The organism is Christiangramia oceanisediminis (assembly GCF_022570735.2).
GTDB classification, from domain to species: domain Bacteria; phylum Bacteroidota; class Bacteroidia; order Flavobacteriales; family Flavobacteriaceae; genus Christiangramia; species Christiangramia oceanisediminis.
On record NZ_JANCNS010000003.1, the window covers coordinates 691,728 to 709,371 of the forward strand.

At 41.4% G+C, this 17,644-nt stretch carries 19 protein-coding genes; 15 read left to right on the forward strand and 4 right to left on the reverse strand.

Annotated features, from left to right (window positions below; all coding sequences use genetic code 11):
- Positions 1-15 precede the first annotated feature (15 nt).
- On the forward strand, positions 16-1,770 hold the full coding sequence (locus MKO06_RS15915) for a M14 family metallopeptidase (RefSeq protein ID WP_241552250.1): 1,755 nt from the start codon (positions 16-18) through the stop codon (positions 1,768-1,770).
- On the opposite strand, the gene MKO06_RS15920 is transcribed toward MKO06_RS15915, so the two are convergent.
- Positions 1,738-2,361 carry an NUDIX hydrolase gene (locus MKO06_RS15920; RefSeq protein WP_241552251.1) on the reverse strand — a complete coding sequence of 208 codons (624 nt, stop codon included), beginning with the start codon at positions 2,359-2,361 and terminating at the stop codon, positions 1,738-1,740. The two genes, MKO06_RS15915 and MKO06_RS15920, sit on opposite strands and share 33 nt — an antisense overlap.
- Positions 2,362-2,369: 8 nt before the next feature.
- Between MKO06_RS15920 and pyrE the strand changes: the two genes are divergently transcribed.
- Both pyrE and MKO06_RS15930 read left to right on the forward strand, forming a co-directional pair.
- The gene (gene pyrE, locus MKO06_RS15925) at positions 2,370-3,017 is read left to right on the forward strand and encodes an orotate phosphoribosyltransferase (RefSeq protein WP_241552252.1); all 648 of its coding nucleotides are present in this window, start codon (positions 2,370-2,372) and stop codon (positions 3,015-3,017) included.
- Positions 3,014-3,406, forward strand: coding sequence for an SRPBCC family protein (locus tag MKO06_RS15930; protein ID WP_241552253.1), 393 nt, complete (start codon positions 3,014-3,016; stop codon positions 3,404-3,406). The genes pyrE and MKO06_RS15930 overlap by 4 nt, the downstream gene beginning before the upstream one ends.
- A 40-nt stretch (positions 3,407-3,446) precedes the next feature.
- On the opposite strand, the gene MKO06_RS15935 is transcribed toward MKO06_RS15930, so the two are convergent.
- A complete protein-coding gene (locus tag MKO06_RS15935; protein WP_241552254.1) occupies positions 3,447-4,178 on the reverse strand; it encodes a biotin--[acetyl-CoA-carboxylase] ligase in 732 nt (243 codons plus the stop codon).
- A gap of 93 nt (positions 4,179-4,271) precedes the next feature.
- On the opposite strand from MKO06_RS15935, the gene rsfS reads away from it, so the two are divergent.
- The 6 genes from rsfS (at position 4,272) to MKO06_RS15965 (ending at position 9,209) form a co-directional block, all read left to right on the forward strand.
- Positions 4,272-4,643, forward strand: a complete 372-nt coding sequence (gene rsfS / locus MKO06_RS15940; RefSeq protein WP_156284012.1) for a ribosome silencing factor — start codon at positions 4,272-4,274, stop codon at positions 4,641-4,643.
- Positions 4,644-4,665: 22 nt separating this feature from the next.
- On the forward strand, positions 4,666-6,726 hold the full coding sequence (gene ftsH / locus MKO06_RS15945) for an ATP-dependent zinc metalloprotease FtsH (protein ID WP_241552255.1): 2,061 nt from the start codon (positions 4,666-4,668) through the stop codon (positions 6,724-6,726).
- Between the two features lie 98 nt (positions 6,727-6,824).
- Positions 6,825-7,436, forward strand: coding sequence for an LUD domain-containing protein (locus MKO06_RS15950; RefSeq protein WP_241552256.1), 612 nt, complete (start codon positions 6,825-6,827; stop codon positions 7,434-7,436).
- A 3-nt stretch (positions 7,437-7,439) separates the two neighbouring features.
- Positions 7,440-8,276: a phosphatidate cytidylyltransferase gene (locus MKO06_RS15955; RefSeq protein WP_241552257.1), complete on the forward strand. Its 837-nt coding sequence runs from the start codon at positions 7,440-7,442 to the stop codon at positions 8,274-8,276.
- Positions 8,266-8,922, forward strand: coding sequence for a phosphatidylserine decarboxylase family protein (locus tag MKO06_RS15960; RefSeq protein ID WP_241552258.1), 657 nt, complete (start codon positions 8,266-8,268; stop codon positions 8,920-8,922). The genes MKO06_RS15955 and MKO06_RS15960 overlap by 11 nt, the downstream gene beginning before the upstream one ends.
- 11 nt (positions 8,923-8,933) lie before the next feature.
- Positions 8,934-9,209 carry an acyl-CoA-binding protein gene (locus tag MKO06_RS15965; protein WP_241552259.1) on the forward strand — a complete coding sequence of 92 codons (276 nt, stop codon included), beginning with the start codon at positions 8,934-8,936 and terminating at the stop codon, positions 9,207-9,209.
- Between the two features lie 74 nt (positions 9,210-9,283).
- Here MKO06_RS15965 and MKO06_RS15970 read toward each other — a convergent pair whose 3' ends face one another.
- Positions 9,284-11,914, reverse strand: coding sequence for a valine--tRNA ligase (locus tag MKO06_RS15970; RefSeq protein WP_241552260.1), 2,631 nt, complete (start codon positions 11,912-11,914; stop codon positions 9,284-9,286).
- Positions 11,915-12,047: 133 nt separating this feature from the next.
- On the opposite strand from MKO06_RS15970, the gene MKO06_RS15975 reads away from it, so the two are divergent.
- The 3 genes from MKO06_RS15975 (at position 12,048) to murB (ending at position 14,869) form a co-directional block, all read left to right on the forward strand.
- Positions 12,048-12,440 (forward strand): DUF1573 domain-containing protein, encoded by a 393-nt coding sequence (locus tag MKO06_RS15975; protein ID WP_241552261.1) that lies wholly within the window; start codon positions 12,048-12,050, stop codon positions 12,438-12,440.
- 219 nt (positions 12,441-12,659) lie between these two features.
- A complete protein-coding gene (locus MKO06_RS15980; protein ID WP_241552262.1) occupies positions 12,660-13,856 on the forward strand; it encodes a pyridoxal phosphate-dependent aminotransferase in 1,197 nt (398 codons plus the stop codon).
- Positions 13,856-14,869 carry a UDP-N-acetylmuramate dehydrogenase gene (gene murB, locus MKO06_RS15985; RefSeq protein WP_241552263.1) on the forward strand — a complete coding sequence of 338 codons (1,014 nt, stop codon included), beginning with the start codon at positions 13,856-13,858 and terminating at the stop codon, positions 14,867-14,869. The genes MKO06_RS15980 and murB overlap by 1 nt, the downstream gene beginning before the upstream one ends.
- Before the next feature lie 55 nt (positions 14,870-14,924).
- Here murB and MKO06_RS15990 read toward each other — a convergent pair whose 3' ends face one another.
- Entirely contained in the window at positions 14,925-15,548 is a 624-nt protein-coding gene (locus MKO06_RS15990; protein WP_241552264.1) for a fasciclin domain-containing protein, read from the reverse strand.
- Between the two features lie 164 nt (positions 15,549-15,712).
- Between MKO06_RS15990 and MKO06_RS15995 the strand changes: the two genes are divergently transcribed.
- The 3 genes from MKO06_RS15995 to MKO06_RS16005 are packed head-to-tail and all read left to right on the forward strand — an operon-like array spanning position 15,713 to position 17,597.
- Positions 15,713-15,916 carry a membrane or secreted protein gene (locus MKO06_RS15995; protein ID WP_241552265.1) on the forward strand — a complete coding sequence of 68 codons (204 nt, stop codon included), beginning with the start codon at positions 15,713-15,715 and terminating at the stop codon, positions 15,914-15,916.
- A gap of 14 nt (positions 15,917-15,930) precedes the next feature.
- Positions 15,931-17,034: a glycosyltransferase gene (locus MKO06_RS16000; RefSeq protein ID WP_241552266.1), complete on the forward strand. Its 1,104-nt coding sequence runs from the start codon at positions 15,931-15,933 to the stop codon at positions 17,032-17,034.
- The gene (locus MKO06_RS16005; protein ID WP_241552267.1) at positions 17,025-17,597 is read left to right on the forward strand and encodes an RNA polymerase sigma factor; all 573 of its coding nucleotides are present in this window, start codon (positions 17,025-17,027) and stop codon (positions 17,595-17,597) included. Before MKO06_RS16000 ends, MKO06_RS16005 begins: the two co-directional genes overlap by 10 nt.
- Positions 17,598-17,644 lie beyond the last annotated feature (47 nt).

Sequence of the window (17,644 nt, forward strand, 5' to 3'; positions counted from 1 at the left end):
ATTTCTGAAAATTTTATGAAAAAACTGTGGTTGGTACTGGGTATCCTGATTTGCCTTTCATCTTGCGATTTTTCAAAGTACAGGCTTGTAAAGGACTACGACCTCGAGACCAGATTTGAAAAGTCTAATGGAAAAGAAACAGGTACTTATGCAGAAGTTATAAGTTTTTACCAGCAACTCGCAGATGCATATCCTTCGAGTATCAGCATACAGGAATTCGGAACCACAGACAGCGGCCTTCCGCTTCACCTGGTGATGTACAATCCAGACGGAGAGTTCGAATTAGAGAAAATAAGAAAAAACCACAGCATCCTGCTTATCAACAACGGGATACACCCCGGAGAAAGCGACGGCATAGACGCCACTATGATGCTTTTCAGGGACATGGCGGGTGATTCCATTAGCTCACCTAAAAATACAATAGTCGCCACTATTCCTATCTACAATATTGGTGGTGCGCTTAATCGAAACTCAACTAGCAGAACGAATCAAAATGGCCCGGCAGAATATGGTTTCCGCGGTAATGCCCGAAATTACGACCTGAACCGGGATTTTATTAAGGCCGATACCAAAAATGCCTTCGCATTTTACGAGATCTTCCATCACCTGGATCCTGATGTTTTTATCGATAACCATGTAAGCAATGGTGCCGATTACCAGTATACCCTTACCCACCTTTTCACCCAGCATGACAAACTGGGAGGAAACCTGGGTGAATACCTGGATAAGAAATTGATGCCGGCCCTGGAGGATTCTTTAAAAGCTAAAGACTGGGATATCACTCCTTATGTGAATGTCTTTAATGAAGTCCCTGAAAAGGGATTTTCTCAGTTCATGGATTACCCCAGATATTCCACAGGTTATACCACGCTTTGGAACACACTGGGCATGATGGTGGAAACCCATATGCTGAAACCTTATAAACAACGGGTAGAAGGCACTTATGAGCTTATGCGTTCCATGATCGACATCACAGACGCCGAAACCAGCATTATCAAGGACCTGAGAAACCAGGCCCGAAGAAAATACCTTACAGACAGGCATTACAATATTAAGTTTGAAGCTGATAGGAATAACCCGAGTATACGTGAATTCAAGGGCTACGAAGGTGAAATGGTCACCAGTGAAGTGACCGGCCAGAAACGCCTTAAATATGATCGGGAACAGCCTTTCACTAAGGAAATCGAATATTACAACAACTTCGTTGTAACCGAGGAAATCGAGATTCCCAGGGCTTATTTAATACCCCAGGGATGGTGGCAGGTAATAGAAAGACTTGAAAAGAACAGGATCAAAATGGAACCCCTGGAGCAGGATACCATCATAGAGGTGGAAGTTTATCATATAGATGATTATGATACAAGCAACCGGGCTTACGAAGGGCATTACCTTCACAGTAATACCAGCGTAACGAAAAAGGTTGAAAATGTAGAATTCAGAAAGGGTGACCTCATGGTTACCACCTTCCAGGACGGAGCGCGTTATTTAATTGAAACCCTGGAACCCACTGCGCCCGATTCGTTCTTCAACTGGAATTTTTTCGATACGGTACTTCAGCAAAAAGAAGGCTTTTCACCCTATGTTTTTGAAGATATTGCTCAAAAATTGCTGGAGGACAATGAGGAACTTAGAAAGGAATTCGAAAATAAGAAACGGCAGGATGCCGATTTCAGAAACAGCTGGTATGCCCAGTTAGACTGGCTGCACAAACAATCAGATAACTACGAAGAAGCGCACTTACGCTACCCAATTTTCCGACTTCCCCGCTAGGAACTTTTCAGGGAACAGCATTTTTATGTTTGCATAGGATTTTTGAAGGGCTTTCTGGCTCTTCTCGTTATTTTTCCACTTCACTTTTTTGATGCCCTCGCTAAGCTCAGGAGTAAGTTCACCATCATAATCAGTATACATCTCGTACCAGTAGGTTTCCTTCAATCTTAATTTCCCTTTTCTGCGAAAAACATGATAGGTCCTGGTGATAAATCTTGTGATCTCCAGATCTTGAACCCCTGTTTCTTCTTCTACCTCGCGAATGGCGCAGGTTTGCAGATCCTCGTTCTTTTCGGTCTTCCCTTTTGGAAGGTCCCATCTATGATTACGGTAAATGAACAGGATCTCTTTTTTAGAATTCAGAACCAAACCACCAGCTGCAGTGATTACCTTCATTTTCTTGAATAGAAGTTTAAGGTGTTTGGTTTCATCTGGATGATACAAATGCACAAAAAGCAATTCTCCTTTCAGGATCTTTTTGATAACCTTCTTTAGCCGAACGGTCTTTAGCGGGAAAGATGTATATTTCTCCCCAATTTCTTTATCTGCAGAAATTATTATGGGAATATCATTCACAAAAACTTTATACATTTGCAGCTATGATTTTGAATAAAGAAACAGCAAAAAAGACTGCTGAACTTTTATTGCAAATTAAAGCAATAAAATTAGAACCGCAACAGCCCTTTACCTGGGCAAGCGGATGGCATTCTCCTATTTATTGTGATAACAGGATCATTCTGTCATATCCTATGATCCGAAATTATGTTCGTGAACACTTCGCCAAACAAATCGAGGAGCATTACGGGAAACCAGATGTGATCGCTGCTGTAGCTACAGGCGCTATAGGAATAGGAATGCTGGTTGCAGAATACTTGAGCCTTCCATTCGCTTACGTAAGACCCGAGCCAAAAGGTCATGGCCGTAAGAACCAGATCGAAGGCAACCTGGAAGAAGGCCAGACGGTGATCGTGATCGAAGATCTTATAAGTACCGGCAACAGTAGCCTAAAGGCTGTGGAAGCCCTTCAGGCGGCCGGCGCCAACGTAAAGGGCATGTTCGCCATTTTTACCTACGGTTTTGACCAGTCGGTAACTAATTTTCAGAAAGCCGGTGTGGAATTGAATACCCTGAGCGATTATGAAAACCTGCTGGATACAGCCCTGAAAACCAATTATATCAATACAGACGAAGCAGAAACCTTAAGAACCTGGAGAAAGGATCCTGCAAACTGGAAAGTAAAAGCATGAAATTAGAAAGCCCAAAAGTAACTGCTGGTAAGAGTCAGCAGGAAATGTTCGAATTCCTTACCAATGTTGAGAATTATGAACAAATCATGCCTTCAAGCAAGGAAAAATTCGTAGCCACCAGCCAGGATACGTTTTTATTTCAGCTTAAAGGTATGCCCGAAATAAAATTAAAGATCGTTGAGACCGTAGCACCCGAAAAAGTGGTACTTGGTTCCACCGCAGAAAAATTCCCTTTCAATTTGAATATTTTCATCAATGATGCTGGGGAAGGTAGAAGCGAAGTCTTTATGAATTTTGAAGGCAAATTTAACCCAATGATGAGCATGATGATCAAAGGGCCGCTTCAAAAATTCATCAATACCTTAAGCGAGAACGCCTCAAAATTATAAAAACACCAGGGCCGGAATTCGAAAATTCCGGCTTTGTTTTTTAATAATGCAACTGAATCTCTTTAAGGTGGAAAGTTTTGAAAACACCCTCCTCGATCTCGACATTCAGTTTCCCTTCCATGGTTACCCCGCGAATGATCCCGTTGAAATGGGAGTCTTTAGCCGTTGAAAAAACAGAAACCTTGTCGAGCCGAAACATATTTTTAACGTACTCTTCGAGAATAGAAGCTTCAGACGCAGAAGAGAGCTTTTCAAGGTTTTCTTCGATCCGTTCCACGATTCGTTCCAACAGACTATCAAGATCGTAATGCTTACCGGTAATCTTAAATATGGATGATGCCTGTGGCAGTCCCTCGAAATCCTGCTGATTCACGTTTATTCCAACCCCTATGATACTGGCCACGATATCTTCGGCTTTAATGATATTTTCAATTAAAATACCTCCAATCTTGAATTTTGCTGACAGAATGTCGTTAGGCCATTTAAGTTTCAAGTCAGGTATGCCTTCGGCTTTAAGGCCTCTATGCACAGCAAGCGCAACGCTGGCACTCAACAGGAAATGACGGGAAATGTTCAGTTTTTTCTGAGGATACAGGATGCTAAAAGTTAGGTTATCACCCGGTTTTGATAGCCAGTTAGCCCCTCTCTGCCCTCTTCCATTGGTTTGAGAAATCGCCCGGATGCAAACCGGTTCAAAATCCCGTTTTCCCTCGTAAAACTTTCTGGCTAAGGAATTAGTAGAATCAATGGCATTAACTTTGATTATACGCATAAAGAATACAAATGATACTAGGCGTTAATTCTTATAAAAACTAGCTCATTAAGAGAGCAAAAAATGATAAATTTGCGTAAATAAATTAATTTAATGTCGAAAAAGGAAAAAAACAGCGATCAACTTATTGCACATATTATAAAAGGGATAGAGGAAGTTAAGGGGAATGATATTGATATCCTGGACCTTAGAGAAATTGAAAACACAGTTTGTGATTATTTTATTATCTGCAACGGTACTTCCAACACGCAGGTTAACGCCATAGTAAATTCCGTACAAAAAACAGTTAGTAAAAACCTGAAAGATAAGCCATGGCATATTGAAGGTAGCGAAAATGCCGAATGGGTTCTTTTAGATTACGTGAATGTTGTTGTTCACGTGTTCCAAAAACATATCAGGGAATTTTACGATATTGAAAGTCTGTGGGGTGATGCTAAGATCACATCCATAGAAACCAGTTATTAAGAACAAAACATAGCACGAGATAATGGCGAATCAAAAACCAAAGAAAAAATTAGATCCCAAAAAACCTAAGTTCAGCGCCTACTGGATTTACGCGGTGATCATCATCATATTTTTAGGAATCAACTTTTTTGGTGGAGGCGGTTTTTCTGAACCCGCTAAAACCAACCCTGCCGAATTCAAGGATTTTCTGGAAAACGGTGATGTGAAGAAGGTTGAGATCATCAACAGGAACCTGGCCAGGGTTTACCTCACCGATGAAGCAAAGCAAAAGGATATCCATAAGAAAAACATGGATCCTGAGCTTTTCTCTACGGGAGAAAGCCCCACATATACATTCCAGTTTGGTGATCTTCAGAATTTCGAAAATGACATTAACGAAATAAAAAAGGAGAACAACCTGGATACGGTTGTAACCTATGACACCTCAAGTGATGTGCTGGGAGAACTCTTCTGGGCACTGTTGCCATTTATCCTCATCATCGGGGTATGGATCTTCATCATGCGAAAAATGAGCTCAGGTGCTGGCGGAGGTGCCGGAGGGCAGATCTTCAACATCGGGAAGTCTAAAGCTAAATTATTTGATCAAAATACCGATGTAAAGACTTCTTTTAAAGACGTTGCCGGGCTTGAAGGTGCTAAGGAAGAAGTACAGGAAATAGTTGATTTCCTCAAGCAACCAGAAAAATATACCGCTCTAGGTGGTAAGATCCCAAAGGGAGCTCTTTTAGTAGGCCCTCCGGGAACCGGTAAAACCCTTCTGGCAAAAGCCGTGGCAGGGGAAGCAAAAGTTCCGTTCTTTTCTTTATCTGGTTCAGATTTCGTAGAGATGTTCGTGGGAGTTGGAGCATCGCGTGTTCGTGACCTTTTCAAACAGGCAAAGGAAAAATCGCCTTCCATCATCTTTATCGATGAGATCGATGCGATTGGTAGAGCCCGTGGAAAAAGCAATTTTTCAGGCTCGAACGATGAACGTGAGAACACCCTGAACCAGCTGCTAACCGAAATGGATGGTTTTGGAACCAATACCAACGTGATCGTGCTTGCAGCAACTAACCGTGCAGACGTACTGGATAAGGCATTAATGAGAGCCGGACGTTTTGACCGTCAGATCTACGTAGACCTGCCAGACCTAAGAGAGCGAAAAGAAATTTTTGAAGTTCACCTGAAACCACTTAAAAAGATTTCAGATGAACTGGATATAGAATTTCTGGCAAAGCAAACTCCAGGATTCTCTGGTGCCGATATCGCGAATGTTTGTAACGAAGCGGCCCTGATTGCAGCCCGAAAGGGAAATAAGGCCGTGGGGAAACAGGACTTCCTGGATGCGGTAGACCGTATCGTTGGTGGTCTTGAGAAGAAGAACAAGATCATTACTCCTGATGAGAAGAAAGCCATCGCCTTCCACGAAGCCGGACATGCCACCGTTAGCTGGATGCTCGAACATGCAGCTCCACTGGTTAAGGTAACTATCGTTCCAAGGGGACAGTCTCTAGGAGCCGCCTGGTATCTTCCAGAGGAGCGTCTAATCGTTAGACCAGAACAAATGCTGGACGAAATGTGTGCCGCACTGGGCGGAAGGGCAGCCGAAAAAGTGGTGTTCAACAAAATTTCGACGGGAGCATTGAGTGACCTCGAAAAAGTTACCAAACAGGCCAGGGCCATGGTTACCATCTACGGTTTAAACGATGCTGTTGGAAACCTTACCTATTACGATTCTTCCGGGCAAAGTGAATATAATTTTACCAAGCCTTACAGTGAGAAGACTTCCGAATTAATAGATAAGGAGATCTCCAACCTTATTGAAGCGCAATACCAACGAGCTATTGATCTTCTTGAGCATAATAAGGACAAACTCACCCAGCTGGCCGAGATCCTTCTGGACAAAGAGGTTATATTTAAAGATGATCTTGAAAAGATCTTCGGAAAAAGACCTTTTCAAAAAGAAACAGAGGAAGGTCAACCCATAAAAGAAAAAAACACCCTGGAAGAATCCACTAAAAACGGTACGGAATCTTCTTCTGCCACGGAAAAAGGGAAGGATAACGAAGAGGAAATAACCGAAGAAGATTCGGTTAATAAGTAGTGTAGAAGTTCCAGTTAAAAAGTCTCAAATTAAACAATGGTTAATTTGAGATTTTTTAACTTTGGTAAAATGACGTTAGAAATCATACCCTAAACTCTATGAATCTATTCAAGAGGTTTCTAAATCCTAAGCCGAAATCAGAACAGGAAAAAGACTCCCCTGAAAATGCTGAACGAGGCAAATATATGCCGGAGGTAAAACTGCCTACCGACGAACGTTTCATGATCAATTTTAAAAATAATGGGGGTAAATTCCTCTATTGTATCGATGATTCTGAAATACAGGAAGCTTTCGATAATATACTTCTGGAAAACGACTGGTATGAAAAGCAATGTTGTTGTTTTGACGAAAACCTAAAGAACAAATTCAACGGATTCAATCTCGAATTCAATAAAGCAGCCAGTGCCGAATTCTTTCTGTGTACCTGTGAATTCCTAGTAGCCAACGATGGTTCAATATTGATCTCTTCCAACCAGATCAAGGAACGCAAACTGCACGACCTGCCACCAAATTTCATAATTTTATCCTCAACCAGCCAGCTTATTGACACTATTGGCGAAGGACTTAGAGGTATAAAATTCAAGAACAAACAGCAAATTCCTTCCAATATTACCACCATTAAAAATTTCGGAAACCAAAAAGAGGGTGATTTTATGAGCTATGGAAGTAGCACAAAAAACCTATATTTGCTCCTGCTGGAAGATCTGTAATATATGAGGGAAACCATAATACGTGCTGTATCAGGCTTGTTGTATACATCCATTTTGGTTGCTTCAATTCTGTCTTCAGAACTTATCTTTATCCTGCTTTTCTACCTTTTAAGCCTTGTTTGCCTGGTAGAAATGCAAAAATTGCTTAGGCTTAAAAGCTACGCGCTTTATCTACTACAAGCCATCCTGTTTTATTTGTTCAGCTTTTTAAAGTTTAACCAGGACGCAACAATTTTGCTTTTATTTATAACGATCTTCGTAAACCTTTTCCTGGTTAAGGACCTGATAGTGGTAAAAAAGATCCCGGTATTTGAAAAGAAGAAATATATCATCATCATTTTTTATCTTATTTCGTCTACCATATTTCTCACCCTGATCCCAACGATAGAAGGCGTCTTTATCCCAAAACTGGTAATAGGTATTTTCTTTCTTATATGGACAAACGACACCTTTGCTTACCTGGTTGGAAAAAACTTTGGAAAGCGCAAGCTATACGAAAAAATATCTCCTAATAAGACCATTGAAGGTTTCCTGGGCGGCCTCGTCTTTAGTTTACTTATGGGATATGCCATCTGGTATTACAGCCCGCTGTTACCAGAAAGCATGTCTGAACACAGCCGATTTAACACCCCGGTGATATGGCTGGGAATGGCTTTTATTCTAAGTATATTCGGAACACTTGGAGATCTTATTCAATCCAAATTCAAACGGCAGGCCGGAGTTAAAGACAGTGGAAAGTTAATGCCTGGGCACGGCGGATTGTTTGACAGGCTGGATAGTATTATCTTTGCAAGTCCTTTCGTTTACGCATATTTATATATATTGAATTATGTTTCATAAAGAAGGCTATAAAATAATGATAATCACCGCGATCATCCTTATCGCGATCAATATCATCACTTATAATTTAATTAATATCTACTGGCTGAAATTCGGGATTCTTATCCTGTCCCTGCTTCTTTTCATTTTGATACTTCAGTTTTTTAGAAACCCGAAAAGAAACACACCTAAAAATAATGAGCATATCCTTGCACCTGTAGACGGCAAGGTTGTCGCTATTGAAGAGGTATACGAAAAAGAATACTTCAAGGACAAGCGGATTCAAATATCCATTTTTATGTCACCTATTAACGTGCATGTAACACGTCATCCCGTTGGAGGAACGGTGACCTACAGCAAATATCATCCGGGAAAGTTCCTTGTGGCCTGGCATCCAAAATCCAGTGAGGAAAATGAAAGAACCACTGTAGTGGTAAAAAATGAAGTTACCGGCGAGATCCTTTACCGACAAATTGCAGGAGCACTTGCAAAAAGAATCGTAAATTATGCTGAAGTTGACGCTGTTGTGGAACAGGGTAGTGACAGCGGTTTTATTAAATTCGGAAGTCGTGTTGACGTTCTGGTCCCTGTTGGAACCAAAATACAAGTTGAATTGAACCAGAAGGTGAAAGGCGGTATTAGCGTGATCGCCGATTTTGAGAGATAAAATAATTCAAGATGGAACAAGGAGTAAATTCAAAATTCCTGAAAGCATATGAAATGGCCAGCCGCACAGAAAGGCAGTTCCCTCCAGATGTGCTTTTGCATTTTTACGCGCTCTACAAAAGAGCCACCGAAAAAAACGGATTCTATATACCCACCACGAATCGCGGAGACCTAAGATCGGCCTTTAAAGTGAATGCACTGGTACAGGTAAAGGATCTAAGCAAGGAAGAAGCAAAACAAAAATATATCGAACTGGTTGAGTTACATATTGGCAACATCAGGGAATAAAAAAAGTAAAAACATCAAACAAAAGAGGGCCTTCTGGCCCTCTTTTTATTTATACGATTTAAAATCCTATTCGTCTAGTTCAGGTTCTTTAAGCTGGATTTCAAAGCTTCGATCTTAGCCTCCGCGTCGGCCTTTTTTGCCTTTTCGATTGCCACGACCTTTTCTGGTGCGTTATTTACAAAGCGTTCGTTTGAGAGCTTTTTATTAACCGAATTCAGAAATCCTTCGGTGTAAGCGAGTTCTTCTTCGATCTTTTTCTTTTCGGCCTCAACGTCTATAGCGCCGGTTACCGGGATAAAATACTCATTGGAACGCACACGGAAGGACAGAGCCCCGTCTACTGAACCGTCAACGTATTCTAGGTCAGCGATATTTCCCATTTTCGCGATGGTTGAATCGAACCTTTCTGAAACATTCTCGTTATTGAGAATACTCAGCCCTATCTCATTCTTAAAACTGATGTTTTTGTCCTTTCTGATCTTTCTTATTCCTGCGATCACTTCGGCGGCATGGGAAAATTCCTTGATAATGTTCTCGTCAAAATCCTTTTGCTCAGGCCATTTCGCTACGATTAGCGCTTCTTCAGGACTACGCTCGGTGATCTCATGCCAGATCTCTTCGGTCACGAATGGCATAAACGGATGAAGGATCTTCAGATTATTTTCAAGGATTTCTATAATAGCATTGTATGTCTTCGAATCGATAGGCTCTCCGTAACCCGGCTTCACCATTTCCAGGAACCAGCTGCAGTAATCATCCCAGATAAGCTTGTAGGTCGCCATTAGCGCATCGCTTATCCTGTACTTTGAGTAATGATCTTCGATCTCCCTGAGGGATTTCTGAAATTTTGAGGTATACCAGTCGATCGCGATCCTGGCGGTCTCCGGCTGCTCAACATCCTCAGAAATTTCCCAGCCTTTCACCAGGCGAAAAGCATTCCAGATCTTATTGGAAAAGGCACTACCCTGTTTACAAAGATCTTCGTCAAACATCAGGTCGTTACCAGCAGGAGAACTCAATAGCATTCCAACCCGTACACCATCAGCTCCATACTGCTCGATAAGACCGATTGGATCTGGTGAATTCCCCAGGGATTTAGACATTTTTCGTCTTTGTTTATCCCTTACGATCCCGGTTAGATATACATTTTTGAAAGGTTTTTCTCCACGGTATTCATAACCTGCCATGATCATCCTGGCAACCCAGAAGAAAAGGATCTCGGGTGCTGTTACCAGGTCATTGGTAGGATAATAATATTGAATTTCCCTGTTTTCAGGCTCCAGGATTCCATTAAAGACACTTATTGGCCAAAGCCATGACGAAAACCAGGTATCGAGTACATCTTTATCCTGGGTAAGGTCGCTAGCCTGAAGCGCATCATTTCCTGTAATCTTTCGGGCTTTTTCCAAGGCCTCTTCAGGAGTTTCGGCTACTACGAAGTCATTCTTTCTTTCTCCGTAATAATAAGCTGGGATCTGATGTCCCCACCATAATTGACGAGAAATGTTCCAGTCACGAACATTTTCCATCCAGTGCTTATAGGTGTTCAGAAACTTATCTGGGACCAGGTTGATATCATCTCCAACAACTGCTTTCAGGGCAGGATCGGCCATTTCTTTCATTTTAAGAAACCACTGGTCACTTAATTTTGGTTCGATCACAGCACCGGTTCGTTCACTGGTTCCTACTTTATTCAGGTGATCCTCTACTTTTTCAAGAAATCCTGATATTTCCAGCTCCTCCACTATTTCGGCACGTACCTGGAAACGATCCTTACCTTCGTAATGCAATCCATAACTATTCAAAGTTGCATCGTCATTGAAGATATCTATCACATCAAGATTATGCTTATCTCCTAAATTCTTATCATTCTCATCATGAGCCGGCGTCACCTTTAAACATCCTGTTCCAAATTCCATATCTACATACTCATCCTCGATGATCGGGATGACTCTGTTACAAATAGGTACGATGGCTTTCTTACCCTTAAGATGGGTGAACCGCTCATCATTTGGATTGATACAAATTGCCGTATCCCCCAGAATGGTTTCCGGCCTGGTGGTCGCGATGGTCAAAGAATCATCACTGCCTTCAATTTTATATTTTAAGTAAAAAAGTCTTCCGTTTCTTTCTTCATAATTCACCTCTTCGTCTGAAAGGGTGGTCTTAGCCTGGGGATCCCAGTTAACCATTCGGTAACCGCGATAAACAAGCCCTTTTTCATAAAGATCAACGAAAACTTTAATTACAGATTCAGACATTTTTTCGTCCATCGTGAACTTGGTACGATCCCAGTCACAGGAAGCGCCAAGTTTTTTCAATTGCTGAAGAATGATCCCACCATGTTTATGGGTCCAGTCCCATGCATGCTGTAGAAATTCTTCGCGGCTCAAAGTTGACTTATCGATACCTTCATCTTTAAGCTTAGCAACCACTTTAGCTTCAGTAGCGATAGAAGCATGATCTGTACCAGGAACCCAGCAGGCGTTGTATCCTTTTAGCCGGGCTCTTCTCACCAGTACATCCTGTATGGTGTTATTTAACATATGGCCCATATGCAAAACCCCGGTCACATTTGGTGGAGGGATCACAATGGTATAAGGCTCTCTTTCATCGACTTCAGAATGAAAATATTTGTTCTTCATCCAGTAGTCGTACCACTTATCTTCTACTCTTTTTGCATTGTATTGTGAAGCAATTGCCATATGATGGTCTGATTTTTGAAATAATGGCAAAAGTAATTATTAATAGAGGAATTTGAAAGCTGCTGAAATGATTAAAATTTTGAGAATTGAAGTATTTCGGCTTATCTTTACTTTTCCGCTAAAAACTAAGAACATGAAAAAATTATTTGCAATAGTTATTTTAATCTGGGCTGGGATGACGACCACCCAGGCACAAAAGACCGCGAAGATGGAATTCAAGGCTGAAACCATCGATTACGGTGAAATCAAGAAAGGAAGCGATGGCGTTCGGGTCTTTGAATTTACCAATACAGGTGAAGTTCCGCTTGTAATTGAAGATGTGAAGTCCAGTTGTGGGTGCACGATCCCTAAAAAGCCAAAAGATCCTATTATGCCAGGTAAGACCGGCGAAATAGAAGTGAAATATGACACCAAAAGAGTTGGGCCTATAAGAAAGACCGTAACGGTCTATTCAAATGCCGAAGAACCGGTAAAAGCTCTTAAAATTAAGGGAGTCGTCATTGAAGAAGACTCAGGTGACAGTTAATGAATAAAATTTTTAAAACTTTAAAGGCCTTCCATTTGGAGGGCCTTTTTTTATTGAATAAAAAAACACAATAACAGCTTCTGAAACTGAAAATCTTTCAGATGTTTTTAATTTGCTGGAACTAAATCAACTTCGAAAAAAATATGATAAGAAATAGGCATATATAATTATTGATTAAAGGGATATTTTTGCAATTTTGCAACCCATAAAATTAATGCGATGCCGAAAATTTCACATAAAGGGCAGCAAATGCCCGAATCACCTATCAGAAAGCTGGTACCTTTTGCTGAAGCAGCGACAAGAAAAGGAAGAAAGATCTACCAGTTAAACATTGGTCAGCCAGATATTAAGACTCCGGAAGTAGCTCTTGATGCTGTAAGAAATCATGATATTGAGGTTCTCTCCTACAGCCATTCGGCTGGTTTTGAATCGTACCGTGAAAAACTTGCCGGTTATTACCAGCGTAGCAATTTACCGGTAGAAAAAGATGATATTATTATCACTACCGGAGGTTCTGAGGCATTGCTTTTCGCAATGGGAAGCATAACAGATCCTGGAGACGAAGTGATCATCCCTGAGCCATTTTACGCTAATTACAACGGATTCGCCACAGCTTCGGGAGTAACGATCAAACCAATACAGGCCAGCATTGAGAACAATTTTGCCCTGCCTCCTATTGCTGAATTCGAAAAACTAATCACAGATAAGACCAAAGCCATCCTGCTTTGTAACCCGGGAAACCCAACCGGCTACTTATACACCAAAGAAGAAGTAAAACAACTGGCAGATCTTGCCCTGAAACATGACCTTTTCGTATTATCAGATGAGGTTTACAGAGAGTTTGCGTACGACGGAGCTCAACACCATTCCATCATGAGCCTGCCTGAACTTGCCAACAACGCAATTATGGTAGATTCGGTATCCAAACGCTACAGCATGTGTGGAGCACGTGTGGGATGCCTGGTTTCAAAAAACAAGGAAGTGATCGCAACTGCCATGAAATTCGCCCAGGCGAGATTAAGCCCTCCTACTTTTGCCCAGATCGCAAGTGAAGCTGCACTGGATACGCCACAGTCTTACTTTGACGATGTTATCGAGCAATATACCTTCAGAAGAAATCTACTGGTTGAGGGACTTGAAAAAATTGAGGGAGTTAAGGTTGCCAAGCCTAAAGGCGCATTTTACTGTATCGCGGAGCTTCCTGTAGAGAACGCCGATGATTTCGCGAAATGGCTACTGGAAAGTTTCGAGGATGGTAACGAAACCATTATGGTGGCCCCGGCAGCAGGCTTCTACTCTACTCCAAACACCGGACTAAACCAGGTTCGTATTGCATATGTCCTGAAAAAGGAAGATCTCGAGAGGTCTATTGAAATTCTTGAAAAAGCCTTAAAGCAATACAAGCAGGAAAACTAATGCAATTTCTTCGGAACTTTTCCCTGAAAGAATATAACAGCTTTGGCATTGATGTAAAGGCCCACCGGTTTGTATCGGTGAGCAGCATCGATGAACTGAAATCTGTTCTCAGGAACAACTATGCTGAAGATCTGTTTATTCTGGGTGGCGGAAGCAATATGCTGCTCACTGGCGACCTGAGAAAAACGGTGGTTCACATTGGACTGAAGGGAAAAAAGATCATTTCTGAATCCGAAAATGAGGTAATCATAGAAGTGGCTGCAGGTGAGAACTGGCATGAACTGGTATTATGGACGCTGGAACAGGGATTTGGAGGACTTGAAAATCTTTCATTAATTCCGGGGAATGTGGGGACGGCTCCAATTCAGAACATTGGCGCTTACGGGGTGGAGTTAAAAGATCACTTCGTTAGTTGCGAAGCACTGAATATACAGACGCTCGAAGAGAAGGAATTCAACCTGGAAGCATGCGAATTCGATTATCGAAATTCGGTCTTTAAAAACCAGTTGAAAGGCCAGTTTATCATAACCAGTGTTCAGTTCAGGCTAACCAAAAAAGAGCATCAACTTCGTACCGATTATGGTGCGATTCAGGCTGAGCTTGAATCGGCAGGCATCGAAAAGCCAGGCATCAGGGATATTTCGGATGCTGTGATTCGCATTCGCCAGTCAAAATTACCAAACCCAAAGGAATTGGGTAATAGCGGGAGTTTCTTTAAAAACCCCGTGATCGACTTGGAAAGTTATCAGGAGCTTGTGCATAAGTTCCCGGAAATGCCGTCTTACCAGGTTTCAGAAACAGAGGTAAAAGTACCAGCAGGCTGGCTTATAGACCAGGCTGGAATGAAAGGTTACCGTGAGGGTGATGCCGGCGTTCACCAAAGACAGGCACTGGTTCTTGTAAATTACGGAAGCGCCACAGGAGAAGAAATTCTTCAACTTTCAAAAATGATCCAGGAAAAGATCAGGGCCAGGTTCGGAATAGAATTGGAAGCCGAAGTCAATATCATATAAAAAAAAGAGATCGCCAATCGCGATCTCTTTTCATTTTTATTAAACTGCTCGGTTCTTATCCTTTCTTCATTAATACTCCATCGATAATATGTACTACCCCGTTAGAGGCATTAACATCGGTTTGCACGACAGTAGCTTTATTTCCAGCTTCGTCAGTAAGTACAACTTTACCATCTACCACGCGGGCAGTAATATTAGTACCTTCCAGGGTGGAGATCACAAACTCTCCATTATTTTCCTGAATTTTCTGAACAAGGGCCTGTGAAGTCACTTGGTCTTCCACAACGTGATATTCCAGGATAGTACTTAACTGTTCCTGATTTTCAGGTCTTAGAAGATTATTCACCTTTTCTTCGCCTACCTTATTGAAGGCAGCATTATTGGGAGCAAAAACGGTATAAGGTCCTTCACTCACCTTTAAAAGGTCTGCCATATTTGCGGCTTTAAGTGCGGTTACCAGAGTACTAAGTGTATCGGTCGCGGTTGCTTTCGCGGCAATACTGTTTGACTCCATTTCCATTCGCTCTCTTTCAGCCTGGGCCTCCATTTCAGCCTGTTTTTCGGCTTCCATTTGCTCCATACGTTCTTTTTCTTCCTGCTCCTTTTTCTTATTATCTTCGCAAGAAGTGAAGCTAATTGCTGCAAGAGCAAATACAGTGATCAAATACTTAAATTTCATAATTGTAGTCTTTTTGATTAACAGTGCAAGATATTGTGCAATAGCCTACTATCGCTTAGTATTCGTATAAACTTTAGTTAAATATTGTAAAGGTTATACTAATAGCCACAGCTATTTTCACAAGCTTTTTTTTATTCTTATTTTTGCAAAAGATATTCATTGCTATGAAATTATTAATAATAAGTATTATTTTGCTAGGACTGGCTTTCGCAGGAATTGCCATTAAAATATGGGGTAAAAAAGATGGAAAGTTCGCAGGAACCTGCGCCAGTCAGAATCCCTATTTGAACAAATCTGGAGAACCTTGCAGCTTTTGTGGAAAAATGCCGGAAGAAAGAGATAATTGTACCGAACCTGCTAAGACCTAATACTCAATACCTGGATGGCAACAATTTTACTGGGAGCTTTCATTTTTGTCACTTTAGTCAACATTCTCTACTTTTTACTATTCCTATCGTTCGCCACGGCACGATATACCAATAAATTACACCCGGAAGTCCCGGTATCGGTTATCGTTTGCGCCAAAAACGAATCTGAAAATCTTTCAAATTTCCTCCCATCGATCCTGGAACAGGATTATCCCGAATTCGAGGTGATCATTATCAACGATGCCTCTGTAGACAACACCCTGGATGTTATTGAGGAATTCCAGGCAAGAGACCCCAGGATCAAGATCGTAAATGTTGAAAACAACGAGGCTTTCTGGGCTAATAAAAAATATGCCCTTACCCTGGGCATCAAAAAAGCAAGCTTTGAACACCTGCTATTCACAGATGCCGATTGTGCACCGCAATCCAGGAACTGGATACGGGAAATGGCCAAAAACTTCCAGCCCGGCACTTCGATAATCCTTGGGTATGGTGGGTATTTCAACCACAGTCGTTCTCTTCTCAATAAACTAATTCGGTTTGAAACCTTATTTACGGCCATACAGTATTTTTCCTATGCACGACTTGGGACCCCGTATATGGGCGTAGGTAGAAATCTCGCCTATACCTCTAACCAGTTCTATGAAATGAAAGGCTTTGCCAGTCATCTTCATTTGAGATCCGGCGATGACGACCTGTTCGTAAACGAGGCTTCCAATTCAAAAAATACGGCAATCTGTTTTAGTCCTGATTCCATAACCAGAAGTGTTCCGAAAAGCAATTTTTCTGAATGGTTTCAGCAGAAAAGAAGACATGTTTCAGTAGCCAAACATTATAAGCCGAAACATAAATTCATGCTCGGAAGCTTTTTTATTTTTAGGGTGCTGTTCTGGATAATGCTTGGCGTACTCCTGGTCCTGCAAATAAAACCGCAGATCGTGCTTGGAGCACTTGGAATAAAGCTGATCACTGAAGCCTTTGTTTATATAAAATGTGCCCGAAAATTGAAGGAAAGTGATGTCATCTGGTTTTTTCCGTTTTTCGACCTTTTTCTCATATTCTTTCAATTAGCTATATTTATCTCCAACCTCATCTCAAAACCCAAACATTGGAAATAAATCCTGCTGAATTGCTTGAAAAAATTCAAGAAGCAAAAGAAGGAAATCAATCGGCCTTTAACTACCTGCTCGATCAATTCTGGAACGACGTTTATGGTTTTCAGCTTAAGAAGACCAGGAATGAATATGAAGCGGAAGATATCACCATACAAACCTTTTCCAAGGCCTTTAATAAAATTGACACTTTTGATGAGAACTTTTCATTTCCCACCTGGCTGATTGCGATATCCAAGAATGTCAATATAGACCAGTTTCGCAAGAAAAGTGCCTCCATAAATTATAAAAACACCATTCAGGACCAGGACAGGGTTTACGAGATAGCCGATGAAACCCCGAGTATCGAAGACAAGCTCATCAAACAGCAGCACCTGGAACAATTGCTTGCAGATATCAAGCAATTAAAACCGCATTACCAGGAAGTGATCATGTTGCGTTTTTTCCAAGAAAAATCGTATAAGGATATCGCCAAAGCACTGGATGAGCCAATGAATAATGTCAAGGTTAAACTATTGAGGGCGAAAAAATTGCTGGCTGAAATAATCGAGACCAGAAAGACCCGGTAAGGTTTCCAAACATACGGAGTCTAATTTATGCAGTTCAGCATATTATT